The sequence below is a fragment of the Shimia biformata genome, assembly GCF_016888515.1.
GTDB classification, from domain to species: domain Bacteria; phylum Pseudomonadota; class Alphaproteobacteria; order Rhodobacterales; family Rhodobacteraceae; genus Shimia_A; species Shimia_A biformata.
The window spans coordinates 160817-174456 of record NZ_JAFEJK010000003.1 but is presented as its reverse complement, the minus strand read 5'-3'; the positions used below and the strand labels follow the sequence as shown (position 1 = coordinate 174456).

General features: G+C 62.4%; 15 protein-coding genes. 7 read left to right on the top strand and 8 right to left on the bottom strand.

Features of this window, described 5'->3' with window-relative positions:
• Positions 1–87 precede the first annotated feature (87 nt).
• Entirely contained in the window at positions 88–810 is a 723-nt protein-coding gene (gene phbB, locus JQ863_RS17850; RefSeq protein ID WP_204115698.1) for an acetoacetyl-CoA reductase, read from the top strand.
• A 78-nt stretch (positions 811–888) separates the two neighbouring features.
• Here the strand turns inward: phbB and JQ863_RS17845 are convergent, their stop codons facing one another.
• A complete protein-coding gene (locus tag JQ863_RS17845) occupies positions 889–1047 on the bottom strand; it encodes a hypothetical protein (protein ID WP_204115697.1) in 159 nt (52 codons plus the stop codon).
• A gap of 108 nt (positions 1048–1155) precedes the next feature.
• On the opposite strand from JQ863_RS17845, the gene JQ863_RS17840 reads away from it, so the two are divergent.
• Positions 1156–2103, top strand: a complete 948-nt coding sequence (locus tag JQ863_RS17840) for a transcriptional regulator GcvA (protein ID WP_204115696.1) — start codon at positions 1156–1158, stop codon at positions 2101–2103.
• On the top strand, positions 2100–2972 hold the full coding sequence (gene yddG / locus JQ863_RS17835; protein WP_204115695.1) for an aromatic amino acid exporter YddG: 873 nt from the start codon (positions 2100–2102) through the stop codon (positions 2970–2972). The genes JQ863_RS17840 and yddG overlap by 4 nt, the downstream gene beginning before the upstream one ends.
• On the opposite strand, the gene JQ863_RS17830 is transcribed toward yddG, so the two are convergent.
• From JQ863_RS17830 to JQ863_RS17820, 3 genes are all read right to left on the bottom strand, one after another.
• Complete coding sequence (locus tag JQ863_RS17830) at positions 2964–3128, bottom strand: YdcH family protein (RefSeq protein ID WP_204115694.1); 165 nt, start codon at positions 3126–3128, stop codon at positions 2964–2966. The genes yddG and JQ863_RS17830 overlap by 9 nt on opposite strands.
• A 145-nt stretch (positions 3129–3273) precedes the next feature.
• Positions 3274–4044, bottom strand: a complete 771-nt coding sequence (locus tag JQ863_RS17825) for a tRNA1(Val) (adenine(37)-N6)-methyltransferase (protein WP_204115693.1) — start codon at positions 4042–4044, stop codon at positions 3274–3276.
• Complete coding sequence (locus tag JQ863_RS17820; RefSeq protein ID WP_204115692.1) at positions 4022–4237, bottom strand: putative signal transducing protein; 216 nt, start codon at positions 4235–4237, stop codon at positions 4022–4024. Before JQ863_RS17820 ends, JQ863_RS17825 begins: the two co-directional genes overlap by 23 nt.
• A 56-nt stretch (positions 4238–4293) precedes the next feature.
• On the opposite strand from JQ863_RS17820, the gene JQ863_RS17815 reads away from it, so the two are divergent.
• Entirely contained in the window at positions 4294–5295 is a 1002-nt protein-coding gene (locus JQ863_RS17815; RefSeq protein WP_204115791.1) for a polyprenyl synthetase family protein, read from the top strand.
• A 114-nt stretch (positions 5296–5409) separates the two neighbouring features.
• On the opposite strand, the gene JQ863_RS17810 is transcribed toward JQ863_RS17815, so the two are convergent.
• From JQ863_RS17810 to JQ863_RS17800, 3 genes are all read right to left on the bottom strand, one after another.
• Positions 5410–6246 carry a 4-(cytidine 5'-diphospho)-2-C-methyl-D-erythritol kinase gene (locus JQ863_RS17810; RefSeq protein ID WP_204115691.1) on the bottom strand — a complete coding sequence of 279 codons (837 nt, stop codon included), beginning with the start codon at positions 6244–6246 and terminating at the stop codon, positions 5410–5412.
• Positions 6236–7945, bottom strand: coding sequence for a tetratricopeptide repeat protein (locus JQ863_RS17805; RefSeq protein ID WP_338055540.1), 1710 nt, complete (start codon positions 7943–7945; stop codon positions 6236–6238). Before JQ863_RS17805 ends, JQ863_RS17810 begins: the two co-directional genes overlap by 11 nt.
• 112 nt (positions 7946–8057) lie before the next feature.
• Positions 8058–9707: an electron transfer flavoprotein-ubiquinone oxidoreductase gene (locus JQ863_RS17800; protein ID WP_204115689.1), complete on the bottom strand. Its 1650-nt coding sequence runs from the start codon at positions 9705–9707 to the stop codon at positions 8058–8060.
• A 260-nt stretch (positions 9708–9967) separates the two neighbouring features.
• Here JQ863_RS17800 and JQ863_RS17795 point away from each other — a divergent pair, with 260 nt between their 5' ends.
• From JQ863_RS17795 to JQ863_RS17785, 3 genes are all read left to right on the top strand, one after another.
• Entirely contained in the window at positions 9968–11473 is a 1506-nt protein-coding gene (locus JQ863_RS17795; RefSeq protein ID WP_204115688.1) for a hypothetical protein, read from the top strand.
• A gap of 135 nt (positions 11474–11608) precedes the next feature.
• Positions 11609–12079 carry a transcription elongation factor GreA gene (greA, locus tag JQ863_RS17790; protein WP_204115687.1) on the top strand — a complete coding sequence of 157 codons (471 nt, stop codon included), beginning with the start codon at positions 11609–11611 and terminating at the stop codon, positions 12077–12079.
• Between the two features lie 9 nt (positions 12080–12088).
• Entirely contained in the window at positions 12089–13111 is a 1023-nt protein-coding gene (locus tag JQ863_RS17785) for a hypothetical protein (protein ID WP_204115686.1), read from the top strand.
• A 13-nt stretch (positions 13112–13124) separates the two neighbouring features.
• On the opposite strand, the gene rpiB is transcribed toward JQ863_RS17785, so the two are convergent.
• Positions 13125–13574 carry a ribose 5-phosphate isomerase B gene (rpiB, locus tag JQ863_RS17780; RefSeq protein ID WP_204115685.1) on the bottom strand — a complete coding sequence of 150 codons (450 nt, stop codon included), beginning with the start codon at positions 13572–13574 and terminating at the stop codon, positions 13125–13127.
• Positions 13575–13640: the final 66 nt, after the last annotated feature.

Here is a 13640-nt window from a genome sequence, read left to right as displayed (position 1 = left end):
CAATTTTCACCGCGCAACAATGTTGCGCAATGCATCTTGATTGAGTAACAGAGTTATCAACGGAATACGCCAGATTGGAGGACCCCCATGGCAAGAACAGCACTCGTGACCGGCGGAAGCCGCGGTATCGGCGCGGCAATTTCGAAAGCCCTGCAAGCACAGGGCTGCACCGTCGCCGCCACCTATGCCGGCAATGACGAGGCCGCCGCCGCCTTTACCGCCGAAACCGGCATCAAGACCTACAAGTGGAATGTCGGCGATTACGAGGAAAGCGCCGCCGGCATCGCCAAAGTCGAAGCCGAGCTTGGCCCGATCGACATCGTGGTCGCCAACGCGGGCATCACCCGCGACGCGCCGTTCCACAAGATGACCCCGCAGCAGTGGCAGGAGGTGATCGACACCAACCTGACCGGCGTCTTCAACACCGTCCACCCGATCTGGCCCGGCATGCGCGAGCGCAAGTTCGGCCGCGTCATCGTGATCTCGTCGGTGAACGGCCAGAAGGGTCAGTTTGCACAAGTGAACTATGCCGCGACCAAGGCCGGTGACATCGGCATCGTCCGTTCGCTGGCGCAGGAAGGCGCGCGCGCGGGCATCACCGCCAACGTGGTTGCGCCCGGATATATCGCCACTGACATGGTCATGGCGGTGCCGGAAAAAGTGCGCGAGTCGATCATCGCACAAATCCCCGCAGGCCGTCTGGGTGAGCCGGAAGAGATCGCGCGCTGCGTGGCATTCCTGGCGTCCGACGACGCGGGCTTCGTCAACGGCTCGACCATCTCGGCCAACGGCGCACAATTCTTCGGCTGATCGCCGCCAGTACAAACCAAAGAAAGGGCCGGCCCATGCGACCGGCCCTTTCCTTTTGCCCCGTAAGTGCCCGATCCTTCAGGCGCAGCGGGACGGCTCCGTAAGTACCGGCTGGTTCAGCGGTGCCTTGAATTTCGCAGCGACCCAGTGAAACAGGGCGGCAAAGGCCTGTGCGCGTTCGCTGTGAGCCTTGCGATATGCGGCGGCGATGCAGGCGTTGTGGCTTGTCTCGATCATGGGGAATCCCCTTCATACTGGTGCGTCTGTGTCACTCAATATGACCTTACCTTCCACCCCTCACAAACGAGACTTTTCAACCACTCAGATTAGTTTTACTTAACTGACATGCCCGACCGCCTGCCCCCTCTCACTGCCCTGCGCGCATTCGAAGCCGCCGCGCGCCACCTGTCTTTTGCGCAGGCCGCCGCCGAACTGCACGTCACCCCCGCCGCTCTGTCCTTCCAGATCAAGTCACTTGAGGAACATCTGGGCCAGCCGCTGTTTCACCGATTGAACCGCGCAGTGACCCTGACCGAAGCCGGCCGCACCCTCGCGCCCGGCACCTCTGAGGGGTTCGACGCCCTCACCGCAGCCTGGCGCAAGACGTTGCGCCTTCAGGACGACAACAGCCTGACCGTCACCGCAGGCCCTGCCTTCACCGCAAAATGGCTGGCCCCCCGCCTGTTCGAATTTGCCCGCCAGTATCCCGATATCGACCTGCGGTTCTCGGCCACGTTGCGAATAGTCGATCTTGAGCGGGACGAGGTCGACGTGGCCATCCGCTTCGGGCTTGGCTCCGACCCCGGCCTTTACGCCATGCCACTCCGCAAGGAATGGTTCGTGCCGGTTATGACTGCCGACCTTGCCGAACAGTTCCAGACTGTCGAGTCGCTGCAACAGGCACCGCTGATCTTTGACGACTCGGTACATTTCCTGCGCCCCCGATGCGACTGGCCTACATGGTTCCGCGCCATGGGGCTGGACTTCACCCCCGAACACGGCGCGCGCTTCAGCCAGGCCGACCATGCCGTCGACGCCGCGATTGCGGGGGTCGGGGTTGTGTTGGGGCGGCGCTCGATGGTGATCAAGGACCTGGCCGAGGGCAAGCTTGTCGCGCCCTTCAAGACCGCCATTCAAACCAAGGCCCAGTTCCGTTTCCTGACCCTGAAAGGCGCTGAAGACAGGCCTCAAATTCGTGCCTTCCGCGAATGGATCCTTGCAGAGATCGAGAAAACCAGTTGGATTGCCGACGAATTCACCGTCATCGATGTTGAGGACGTATTGCCGAAATGACCCGCCGCACCGCCACCCTGATCGGGTTCATCGCTGTCCTGCTCTGGGCGCTTCTGGCACTGTTCACCGTGGGCTCGGCCCCGGTGCCGCCCTTGTTGCTGAACGCGATCTGTTTCTCGATCGGCGGGACGATCGGCATTGTCTGGACCCTGTCCACTGGCGGACTGGCGCGGTTGCGGTCGGTGCCGCTGCGCGTCTATGCCTTCGGGACCGTGGGCTTGTTTGGTTATCACGCGCTCTACTTCTCCGCGCTGCGGCTGGCGCCGGCAGCCGAGGCCGGGTTGATCGCCTATCTCTGGCCTTTGCTGATCGTCCTGTTCTCAGGCCTCTTGCCGGGCGAAAAACTGCGGGCGGGGCATCTGATCGGCGCGACTGTCGGCTTCGCGGGCGCGGCCCTGATCATCCTTGGCGGCGGGGGCGGCTTCGATGCAACTGCCCTGCCCGGCTATCTTCTTGCGCTGGCCTGCGCGCTGACATGGTCAGGCTATTCGGTGATCTCGCGCAGGCTGGGCGACGTGCCGACCGATTCGGTCGCGGTGTTCTGCGTTGCCACGGCAATCCTGTCGGCGGTGATGCATCTGGCGCTGGAAGACACCGTCTGGCCACAGACCACCATCGCATGGGCCAGCGCCATTGCCCTCGGGTTGGGACCTGTTGGTCTGGCCTTCTATGTCTGGGATATCGGGGTCAAGCGCGGCGACATCCAACTTCTCGGGACGGCATCCTATGCGGCCCCGCTGTTGTCCACGCTGGCGCTTGTGGCGGCCGGGATTGCCGAGCCGACAGGACGGCTGGCAATCGCGGCCTTGTTGATAACCGGCGGTGCGGTCCTTGCCGCCCGCGCTAGCCTGTCACCTTCGTCAGGCTGACAGGCGCTCAATCTCTTCCTTGATCCTGAGTTTCTGCTTCTTCAGATCGGCAATCTGAAAGTCACTGGAACCCGGAGCGCGTTGCTCGTCTTCCACCTGTTTCGAGAGGACCTCGTGCTTCCGTTTCAGTTCTTCCAAATGCGCGCTGACGCTCATGGGCAGTCCTCCTAGATTTGTTTCCAACACTTCAAGTCGAGCATAAAATTCCCGACCTGTCACGCACCGTTTGTATCGGTTTGATGACACACTAAAAGTTAAGCTGGATTTCGCCGGTCTCAAGGGGGACCGGGGCGATTCGCGATCAGGGAAACGGAATCGGCGATCCCTCGCGCAGGACATCGCCGATCAGGGCGGAATAGTCATCTTGATCGCGCAGATGCACGTCGCCCTCATGCATCACGATTGGCGCATGCAGCCGGAACGCGGCCCGCCCCCCTTTGCGGGCACGCACCAGAACCAGTCCGGGATCGCGACCCCTGCGGGCCGACAACGGCAAGACCTGAACCGAGCCCAGACGTCCCGAAAACGCGGCCAGAAGATCGGGCAGACGCTCGGCCCGGTGGATGAAACTGGCATACCCCTTCGGTGCCAGCCGAGCCGCCGCGACCCTGACCCAGGTGTCCAGCGGCGTGTCCTCACCCATCGCCGCCTCACGCGCGGCCCCTTCGGACGGGGTCGACGCCGCCCGGTCGAAATAGGGCGGGTTGGCAATCACATGGTCAAAACCGCGTGCGCGCAGATCACCCGGCAAATCGGCAAGATCGGCGGTCACAACGTCCATGGCGATGCCATTCAGTTCGCTGTTCTGCTGTGCAAGCGCGGCGTGGTCGGCTTGCCGTTCAACCCCGGTCAGGCGCAGCCCCTGAACCCGCCAGCCAAGGCACATGCTTGCCGTGCCGACACCACAGCCAAGCTCCAACACCGACTGCCCTGCCCGTGCTGGCACAGACGCGGCCAGAAGCACCGGATCAACACCCGCGCGATACCCCTTTCGGGGCTGGCGGATCGTCACACGTCCGCCAAGATATCCGGTATCCGTCAGTTCCACCCTAGCGCCCGGTCTCGATGCCATTGTCGGCAATCACTTTGCGGGCCTCGTCCAGATCCCCTTCGCGTACCAGAATGCGGCGCGGCAATATGCCGATGGACCCTTCGAGGACGCTCATATTTACGTCCATTTCAAAGCAGTCTATACCCTCACCCTGCAACAGTGCCGAGGCAAAGGCGATGACGGTTGGATCGTTGCTGCGCAGAAGCTCTTGCATGTTGGGGATGTAAAGGCAGCACGGGGCGCATGTCCACAGGCTGTGACAGGGATGTGATGGGTCTGGATCACGCAAGCACAAAACCGCACGAGGCGCTTGCCGCGCTCCTCGCAGATGAAATGGACGCGGTCAACGCGCTGATCACCGAGCGCATGGCCTCGGAACACGCGCCGCGCATCCCGGAGGTGACCGCGCATCTGGTCGGCGCAGGGGGCAAGCGGCTGCGGCCAATGCTGACGCTCGCGGCGGCGCGGATGTGTGGCTATGACGGCCCCTATCACGTGCATCTGGCCGCAACGGTCGAGTTCATTCATACCGCAACCCTCTTGCATGACGATGTGGTCGACGAAAGCGCCCAGCGGCGCGGACGGCCGACGGCGAACCTGTTGTGGGACAACAAGTCCTCGGTTCTGGTTGGCGATTACCTGTTTTCTCGGTCATTCCAGCTAATGACCGAAACCGGGTCGCTGGATGTGCTGCGCATCCTGTCGAACGCATCCGCCACTATCGCCGAAGGCGAAGTGCTGCAACTGACCGCGGCCACCGATCTGCGCACCGACGAGAGCGTCTATCTGCAGGTGGTGCGCGGCAAGACGGCGGCGCTGTTTTCCGCCGCAACCGAGGTCGGCGGGGTCATCGCCGGGGCGGACCCGGCCCACGTCAAGGCGCTGTTTGACTATGGCGACGCGCTGGGGATTTCCTTCCAGATTGTCGATGACCTGCTGGACTACCAGGGCGACACCAAGGCGACCGGCAAGAATGTCGGCGACGATTTCCGCGAACGCAAGCTGACCCTGCCGGTGATCAAGGCGGTAGCGCAGGCCACGGAAGAAGAACGCGCCTTCTGGGTGCGCACCATCGAGAAAGGCCGCCAGGAAGACGGCGACCTTGAACATGCGCTTGAGCTGATGGCGAAATACGGCACGCTGGACGCCACCCGCGCCGATGCGCTGGCCTGGGCGGACAAGGCAAAGGCGGCGCTGGCCGTGTTGCCCGAGACCCAGATTCGCGGGCTTCTGATCGACCTCGCCGACTACGTGGTGGCGCGGGTCAGCTGAGGCGCAAAAGGGGCGCTGCCCCTCGCTTCGAAAACAATTCGTTTTCGATGCTCACCCCGAGGTATTTGTCGCAAGAGGAAGTGGCCCATCAGAGTGGCCCGCCACAGTGGCCTGTCAGAGCAGTTTCCCTGCGGCCACCCACCAATTCGGATGTACTTGGGTGAGGGTGTTGGCTGCGCGCTGTGCGTTGCCCCGCCCCGGTTCATAGAGCGCAAAACACGTGGCGCCGGACCCGGACATGCGCGCGATCAGGCAGTTGGTTTCTTCCAGTGCGTCAAGGACAGCATCAATCTCTGGGACCAGCGTGGCGGCGGGTTTGTGAAGGTCATTGCGCATCATGTGCAGCCAGGTCGCAAGGGCGCGCGCGTCTCCCCATTTCGGCAGGGTATCGGGCATCGGCGGGTTGGTCTTGGTCGAAAGCGCTGCAAAGACCGGCGGGGTGGCCACGGCGATGCCTGGATTGACCAGCAGGATTTCGCACGGCGGCAAAGGCGGCAACGGGGTCAGGTCCTCGCCGATCCCGCGCAGGCGCTGCGGGACGTGGGACAGGCAGACCGGCACATCCGCACCCAACGACGCGATCTTCTCAAGCGGCGGCAATGGCGTGTCCCAGAGCCGCGACAGAGCGGTCAGCGCAGCGGCGGCATCCGACGACCCGCCACCGATCCCTGAGGTCGCGGGCAGGTGCTTTTCCAGCGACAGCGCGGCATCGCCATCAGGTGCCATCAACCGGGCCGCTTTCAGGATAAGGTTCGTGCCATCGGTGGGCACGCCATCCGCCATCGGCCCCGATACCGTCAGTGACAGCCCCTTGCCCTTCTCTGCTGTGACACGGTCGCCGATATCTGCAAAACCCACCAGCGAGTCGAGCAAGTGATAGCCATCCGCCCTCTGGCCGGTGACATGCAGTGTCAGGTTGATCTTGGCGGGCGCAAAGGCCTCAGCCCTCATTGGCAACTTTCAGGGGCGCGGCGCCCTCTTCCTCAAGCACCTGATCCAGCCCCACATCCAGCTTACGGCGGATGCGGTCGGGCTTGGCCTCTTCCGCGGTTTCGGCATCGACAAAAGACAGGGCACGCCGCCACTGGAAGGCCGCCTCAAGTTTGCGGCCCACCGCCCAATAGACATCGCCAAGGTGGTCATTCACGACCGGGTCAATCGGCATCAGCTCGACCGCGCGCTCCATGTGATCCACCGCCTCGTCATAGCGGCCCAGCCGGTAGAGAACCCAGCCCAGCGAGTCGACGATATAACCGGACTGCGGTTGCGCGGCGACGGCGCGTTCGATCATGTCCAGCGCCTCGTCCAGCTTGATCTGCTTTTCGACCAGCGAATAGCCGAGATAGTTCAGCACCTGCGGCTGGTCCGGGTTCAACTCCAGCGCGGCGCGGAAATCCGCCTCGGCTCGGTCCCAGTCATCCAGCCGCTCGTGGGAAATACCGCGGGCGTAATGCAGGAACCAAAGACCCGGGCTGCCTTCGTCGATCAACCCGATCGCAGTGTCATAAGCGGCCGCGGCGCGGGCAAACTCTTTCTGGCCCCGCAGCACGTCGCCAAGGCTTGAATGCACGATGGAAAGGCCAGAATGACTGCGCGCCAGTTGTTCCAGCACCTCGATCGCGGCCTCATTCCGGTCCGACCGGCGCAGCGCATCCGCACGGCCAAGCTCGGCCTGGTAATAGGACGGATGTTCGGGAGGAACGCGGCGATAGGCTTCGGTCGCCAGTTCAAATCGGCCCAGTTCCTCAAGCAATCCTGCCGAAAGGATCAGGGCGTCGAAGTGATCCGGGCGCAGGAATTCCGCCACGCGCGCATAAAGCAGCGTGTAATCCGCGTTGGCCTCGTGTTCCAGCGCACTGGCAATCGAGAAAAACACCTCGGCCAGACCGTCCTTGGCGCTGGTGATCTGTGTGAACGGCAGGGTCTCACCGGCTTCTAGTCGCGCGCGGATGTCATTGAGTTCCGGGTTCAGCCCGGCACCAAAGACGCCATCCAGCAGGCTGATCGCGTCGTCGCGGCGATCAAGCTGGCTATAGATCTCGACCAGCGCCCAGGCGCCGCGCTGGGTCAGTTGCAACCCGTTGTCCATCTGTTCCTCGAACAGCGCCGCCGCGCCTTCGAAATCCCCGACCGACGCCAGCGCCAGCGCCTGGTGGTAGGAAGAAAAGGCGATCAGGCCCGGTTCCGAGCCTACAGCCTGAAACGCGGCCAGGGCCTCGGACATCTGTCCGCTGCCGACATGGGCCCAGGCTGTCATCAATCCGTCGACCAGCGGGCCGACACCTTTTTCCGCGTTCATCCGGGCGATCAGGGCGTCATAATCGCCCTTTGACACAAGACCGGCGGCCAGAACCATGCTGGCCAACTGGCTGTCTGCGCCTTTTTCCTCAAGGTGACGCGCGATGGGCAGGGCTTTTTCCACCTCGCCCAGCGCGAGGAAGGACAACACGGCGCTTTCCATAAGCCCGACATTGCCCGGGTCACGGGCCAGCGCCTGGGTGTAATACTCGGCTGCGGCCGCAAAATCGCTGTTATAGCTTGCCTGGCGACCGGCAAGATAGGCCCCCGACAGACCCTCGGCCGTCAACTGCCCTGCCGACAGGGTCAGGACCAATGAGAAAACGGCTTTTTTGAATGTTGAGACGGGCACGGAAGGCTCCTTGTCAGAGGGGGTCCAAGGGAAACCTAGTGCGCGTATGGGCCAGACGCAATGGGGCGGCCCCAGGGCCGCCCGCATCGTGATAGGATTTGAGGATGTCAGATCACATATTGGGATAGTTCGGGCCGTCGCCGCCCTGGGGCGTGGTCCATGTGATGTTCTCGCTCGGGTCCTTGATATCGCAGGTCTTGCAGTGGACGCAGTTCTGGAAGTTGATGACGAAGCGCGGCTCGCTGCCTTCCTCTTCCACGATCTCATAGACCCCGGCCGGACAATAGCGCTGTGCCGGTTCAGCGAATTTCGGCAGGTTGACCTTCACCGGGATCGACGGATCGCCCAGTTTCAGGTGGCAGGGCTGGCTTTCCTCGTGGTTGGTCATCGCAAACGACACGTTGGTCAGCCGGTCAAACGACAGTTTTCCATCCGGCTTGGGATAGTCGATGACCTTGTGTTTCGATGCTTCCTCGGTCGCCTTGGCGTCATTCTTGCCGTGACCCAGCGTGCCAAACAGCGAAAAGCCGAACGTGTTGGTCCACATGTCGAACCCGCCGAACACGGTCGAGGCCAGCATGCCCCATTTCGACCACATCGGTTTGACGTTGCGGACCTTTTTCAGGTCCTTGCCGATGGCGCCGGTGCGTACTTCGACCTCATAGTCGCTCAGTTCATCCCCTGCGCGGCCCGCCTTGATCGCGGCGGCAGCGGCGTCGGCGGCGGCGATGCCCGACAGCATGGCGTTATGGTTGCCCTTGATGCGCGGCACGTTGACCATGCCGACCGAGCAGCCCAGAAGCGCCGCGCCCGGCGCCACCATCTTGGGCATCGACTGATAACCGCCCTCGGTGATCGCCCGTGCGCCATAGGCCACGCGTTTACCGCCTTCCAGAAGCTCGGCCACCATCGGGTGATGTTTGAAGCGCTGGAACTCCATGTAAGGATAAAGATGCGGGTTCTTGTAGTTCAGGTGGACCACGAACCCGACATAAACCTGATTGTTCTCAAGGTGATAGATGAACGACCCGCCACCGGCATTGCCGCCCAGCGGCCAGCCCATCGTATGGGTGACGCTGCCTTCCTTGTGCTTGGCCGGGTCGATCTCCCAGATTTCCTTCATGCCGATGCCGTATTTCTGCGGCTCCTTCCCGGCTTGCAGGTCGTATTTGTTGATGATCTCTTTCGCCAGCGAGCCACGCACACCTTCCGAGATGAAGACGTATTTGCCGTGCAATTCCATGCCCGGCTCGGTGTTTTCGCCATAGGATCCGTCGGCTTCCAGACCAAAGACCCCGGCGACGACGCCCTTGATCTCGCCATTGTCGCCATAGACCAGTTCCGAACAGGCCATGCCGGGGAAGATCTCGACCCCAAGTTCCTCGGCCTGTTCCGCCATCCAGCGGCAGACATTGCCCATCGAGACGATGTAGTTGCCGTGGTTGTTCATCAGCGGCGGCATCGGCCATGTCGGGATGCGGATCTCGCCCGCTTCGCCCAACATGTAGAAATTGTCCTCGGTGACAGGCACATTCAGCGGCGCGCCCTTGTCCTTCCAGTCCGGGATCAGCTTGTTCAGGCCAACCGGGTCCAGCACCGCGCCGGACAGGATATGGGCACCAACTTCTGATCCCTTCTCCAGCACCACGACCTCAAGATCGGGGTCGATCTGCTTCAATCGGATCGCTGCAGACAGGCCCGCAGGCCCCGCCCCGACGATGACAACGTCGTATTCCATGGTTTCGCGTTGGATGTCAGACATCTGGCTACCTTCCTCCGGGGTCGCGTGCGCGACAGAATATTTCGCGTTTTGCTACCGTGACCGGACCAGAAGCGCAATCAGAACCCCACGGCACAAACAATGTGAGCGTAAACATCCGGGTTTCGGTCAGGCATTGTGACCAATACCGGGAAAAATTTCCCCGAACGCATGATCTTTTTGACCTGCGAGTCGGGCAGGCGTAGGATTCAGGCAACAGGCGCAGGACCCGGCGAAGATCGGGGAAACGGGCGGAACCTCACGTGAACCAGCAAGGCATCATTCAATCAGCGGCCCAAAGCGGTCTTCCCATTGCCGCATCCGAGGCGCTGGAACGTGGGGAAACCATGGACCGGCTTTTCCCCGGCCAGTTCGTATTGAGTGAACAGGACAACCTGACCTTCAACGGCTGGGTCGGACACAGGCTGAACCGGTGGACACTTTATTGTGCGCCAGGGCCAAGGGTGCGGCGGCTTTTGGACCGCAATGGAACCCAGGTCGGCTGGTTCCTGGGCGAGGGTATCGCCGCCGACGGCGCTTATGTCCGGGACGGGACGAAACTGCCGTTCAACACGCGCCGCCCGGCCGTGTTGCGAAACACCGAACAGTGGATCGAGGGCATTGCCGGACGTTACCTCGTGATCTTCGACACGCCGGACCTGCATCGCATCTACGGCGATCCCGTTGGCGATTTCGCCTGTGTCTTTAACCCGCAGGATCGTCTGGTCGCGCCGATACCGGCGCTTGCGACATTGTCCACCCCGGTCGAACACCCCTGGTTCACATCTCAAAAGGTTCTGGGCGGGGGCTTTGTGTTCTCATTGCAGCAGACGCCGGATGCCAACGTGCTGCGCGCCTTGCCGAACCATTACCTTGACCTCGACAGCTTCGCCTGTGTCCGCCACTGGCCGCGCAAGGGTGACAATCTGACCACGCCCGACACGTCCTGGAAGGACAATGCCGACCGGATCAGCGATCGACTGGAACAGATCGTCGGCGCCCTGGCCGACAACACGCCTGTGATCCTGCCGGTCTCGGGCGGCAAGGACAGCCGCAACCTGATCGGCGCGGCGCGTCCGCATCTTTCCAAGATCGCGTTCGGCTTTGCCTGGCAGTTCCACAAGATGTCAAAGCTTGACGCCGATATCGGGGAAACCATCTGCACCCGCCTGGGCGTCCCGTTCCGGCGATTGACCTATGTCGAAACGACGCCCGAGCAGCGCGACCTCTACCTGCGTCGCACCGGCTTTACCCATGTCGGCACGCCGCTGCGGATCGAGGGAACCCGGTTGCAGCTTCCCCCCGGTCATGTGGCGCTGCGCGGCAACGTGATGGAAATCCTACGCGCCAACCAGTGGAACCGTTCGTCGATGACACGACGACGTCCGGCCACAAGCTTTGCCATGCGGCGGCTTCTGATCAACCGGGCCGGCGATCAGGACGCAATTCGTGCGGCCTGGCAGGACCGTTACCGCAGCTGGGCCGAAAGCCTGCCCAAATCCGCCTGGCGGCGTCAGCTTGACCTGCAATTCATCGAACATCTTTTGCCCAACAGCCTTGGAATCCGCCATTTCGGAACACCCGACAATTTCGTGATGAACCCCTTTTCCGACCGGGCGCTGATCCAACTGGCGATGCAGATCGACCCGGACGTTCGCAAGGACGACCTGCCCAACCACTATCTTTTGAACCGCAATTGTGCCGATCTGGGTGACATTCCGATGCAACGCGATTATTCCCGCGACCTATCCCTGCTGCCGCCGCCCTGAGCGCCACCTTTCCCTTGCAATCCCCTGCCGCATTAGGTCAGGTAGCTCAGCTTCAGGACGATCGCAGCCCCTGCCCAACGCGGGGAAACGACGACCAATAGACCACGAAACGACAAAGCGACGGACAAGAGAAAAATGGAAAAAGTGCCGATGACGCGGACCGGTTTTGCCGCGCTCGAAACCGAACTGAAACAATTGAAATCGGTTGATCGGCCAGCCATCATCAAGGCCATCGCCGAAGCGCGAGAGCATGGCGACCTGTCCGAAAACGCCGAATACCACTCGGCCCGCGAGAAACAGTCCTTCATCGAAGGCCGCATCAAGGAAATCGAGGGCCTGATCTCGCTTGCCGACGTCATCGACCCCGCGTCCCTGTCCGGCTCGATCAAGTTCGGCGCAACCGTGACGCTGGTGGACGAAGACACGGACGAGGAAAAGACATGGCAGATCGTGGGTGAACACGAGGCCAGCGTCGAAAAGGGGCTGTTGAACATCAAATCCCCCATCGCCCGCGCCCTGATCGGCAAGGAAGAGGGCGACAGCGTCGAAGTCCGCACACCTGGCGGCGAAAAAAGCTATGAAATCCTGACGATCCAATACGTGTAACCAAGCCAGATGCCGCAAGAACCCGAGCAGAAGTCAACGCCGCTGGACGTCTATAACCGTCCAGACCAGCCGCGTGTTACCGGGATCGAAGTGATCGCGGTGGCGCTCAGCCTGTTGTGGCTGGGCGGGACGGTGGTTTTCTTCATGGTCCTGGAACGCGGTGAACAGGGGGCAGAACCGGATTCTCTGCGCTTCCTGATGACGATCCTTGCGATCTTCATGCCGGTTGCGATGATCTGGGTGGCGGCGACGGCGGCACGCTCGTCCCGCGTCATGCGTGAGGAAAGCCGCCGCCTTCAGGCCGCTGTCGACGCGATGCGACGGTCTTACCTGAGTCAGGCGCAGGCCAAGGGCAGCGGCGGCGGGCTTGAGCCGACCGTGACAAAGAAGTTGGACGAGATCGCAGCCGCGCAGCGCAAGACAGAAACCGCGCTGGCCATGTTCCAGTCGACCCGCGACATCGGCGGTATCCGCAAAGCCGCGGACCCCGCACCGGCCCAGACCGAAGCCGAGGATCAGGGCCTTCTGGCACTTGGCACCCCCGCCGAAGACCTGTCGCCGCCCCTGTCGCGCGACACCTTCATCAAGGCGCTGAACTTCCCCGAGAACACCGAGGACAAGGAAGGGTTTTCGGCCCTGCGCAAGGCACTGAAGGACCGGCAGGCGGCGCAGCTTGTGCAGGCGGCACAGGACATCCTGACCCTGCTCAGCCAGGACGGGATCTATATGGACGACCTGCGCCCCGACCTCGCCCGCCCCGAGTTGTGGCGCCGCTTTGCCGCCGGGGAACGTGGCCGCGCCATCGCTGCGCTTGGCGGTATCCGCGACCGCTCGTCACTGGCGTTGGCGGCGGGTCGGATGAAACAGGACGCAATCTTCCGCGACGCGGCACATCACTTCCTGCGCCGGTTCGACAAGAACTTCATCGCGTTCGAGGAAACAGCGTCCGATGCCGAAATCGCGGCCCTGTCGGACACCCGCACCGCGCGCGCCTTCATGCTGCTGGGCCGGGTGGCCGGGATTTTCGACTGATCCCGGCGGGTCGCTACACGCCTGCGCCTTCGATCATCCCGACGCGCGTCGCGTGACGCCCGCCTTCAAAAGTGGCGTCCAGAAACGCGTCCACGATCTTCAACGCCAACCCCTCGCCCACCACGCGCGCGCCGATCGACAGCATGTTGGCGTCATTATGCTGGCGGATCATTTCCGCCGAGAACGTGTCGGAACACACGCCACAGCGAATGCCCGGCACCTTGTTGGCAGCCATCATGATGCCCTGCCCGGTGCCGCACAGGATAATCCCCAACGCGCAATCCCCCGACGCCACCTTTTCGGCGGCAGCCTTGCCATGCAGCGGGTAATGCGTGCTTTCAATCGTGGTCGGACCAATATCGACCACATCCCAACCCTTGGCAGCGATATGGTCGGCCACGGCCCGGCGCAGGTCGATGGCGGCATGATCGCTGGACAGAACGATACGCTTGGTCTGGGTCATTTGGGGGCTTTCGCTTGTACACCGCCTGCCCTCGCATGCCAGCACGGGGTCAGGGGCGTGTTTCAC

Excerpts from the sequence above, each read along its gene's own strand:
- JQ863_RS17820 (WP_204115692.1), bottom strand. The coding sequence starts at position 4,237 with ATGCAAGAGCTTCTGCGCAGCAACGATCCAACCGTCATCGCCTTTGCC.
- greA (WP_204115687.1), top strand. The coding sequence starts at position 11,609 with ATGGAAAAAGTGCCGATGACGCGGACCGGTTTTGCCGCGCTCGAAACC.
- JQ863_RS17785 (WP_204115686.1), top strand. The coding sequence starts at position 12,089 with ATGCCGCAAGAACCCGAGCAGAAGTCAACGCCGCTGGACGTCTATAAC.
- rpiB (WP_204115685.1), bottom strand. The coding sequence starts at position 13,574 with ATGACCCAGACCAAGCGTATCGTTCTGTCCAGCGATCATGCCGCCATC.
- phbB (WP_204115698.1), top strand. The coding sequence starts at position 88 with ATGGCAAGAACAGCACTCGTGACCGGCGGAAGCCGCGGTATCGGCGCG.
- yddG (WP_204115695.1), top strand. The coding sequence starts at position 2,100 with ATGACCCGCCGCACCGCCACCCTGATCGGGTTCATCGCTGTCCTGCTC.
- JQ863_RS17810 (WP_204115691.1), bottom strand. The coding sequence starts at position 6,246 with ATGAGGGCTGAGGCCTTTGCGCCCGCCAAGATCAACCTGACACTGCAT.
- JQ863_RS17845 (WP_204115697.1), bottom strand. The coding sequence starts at position 1,047 with ATGATCGAGACAAGCCACAACGCCTGCATCGCCGCCGCATATCGCAAG.
- JQ863_RS17830 (WP_204115694.1), bottom strand. The coding sequence starts at position 3,128 with ATGAGCGTCAGCGCGCATTTGGAAGAACTGAAACGGAAGCACGAGGTC.
- JQ863_RS17800 (WP_204115689.1), bottom strand. The coding sequence starts at position 9,707 with ATGTCTGACATCCAACGCGAAACCATGGAATACGACGTTGTCATCGTC.
- JQ863_RS17815 (WP_204115791.1), top strand. The coding sequence starts at position 4,294 with ATGGGTCTGGATCACGCAAGCACAAAACCGCACGAGGCGCTTGCCGCG.
- JQ863_RS17825 (WP_204115693.1), bottom strand. The coding sequence starts at position 4,044 with ATGGCATCGAGACCGGGCGCTAGGGTGGAACTGACGGATACCGGATAT.
- JQ863_RS17840 (WP_204115696.1), top strand. The coding sequence starts at position 1,156 with ATGCCCGACCGCCTGCCCCCTCTCACTGCCCTGCGCGCATTCGAAGCC.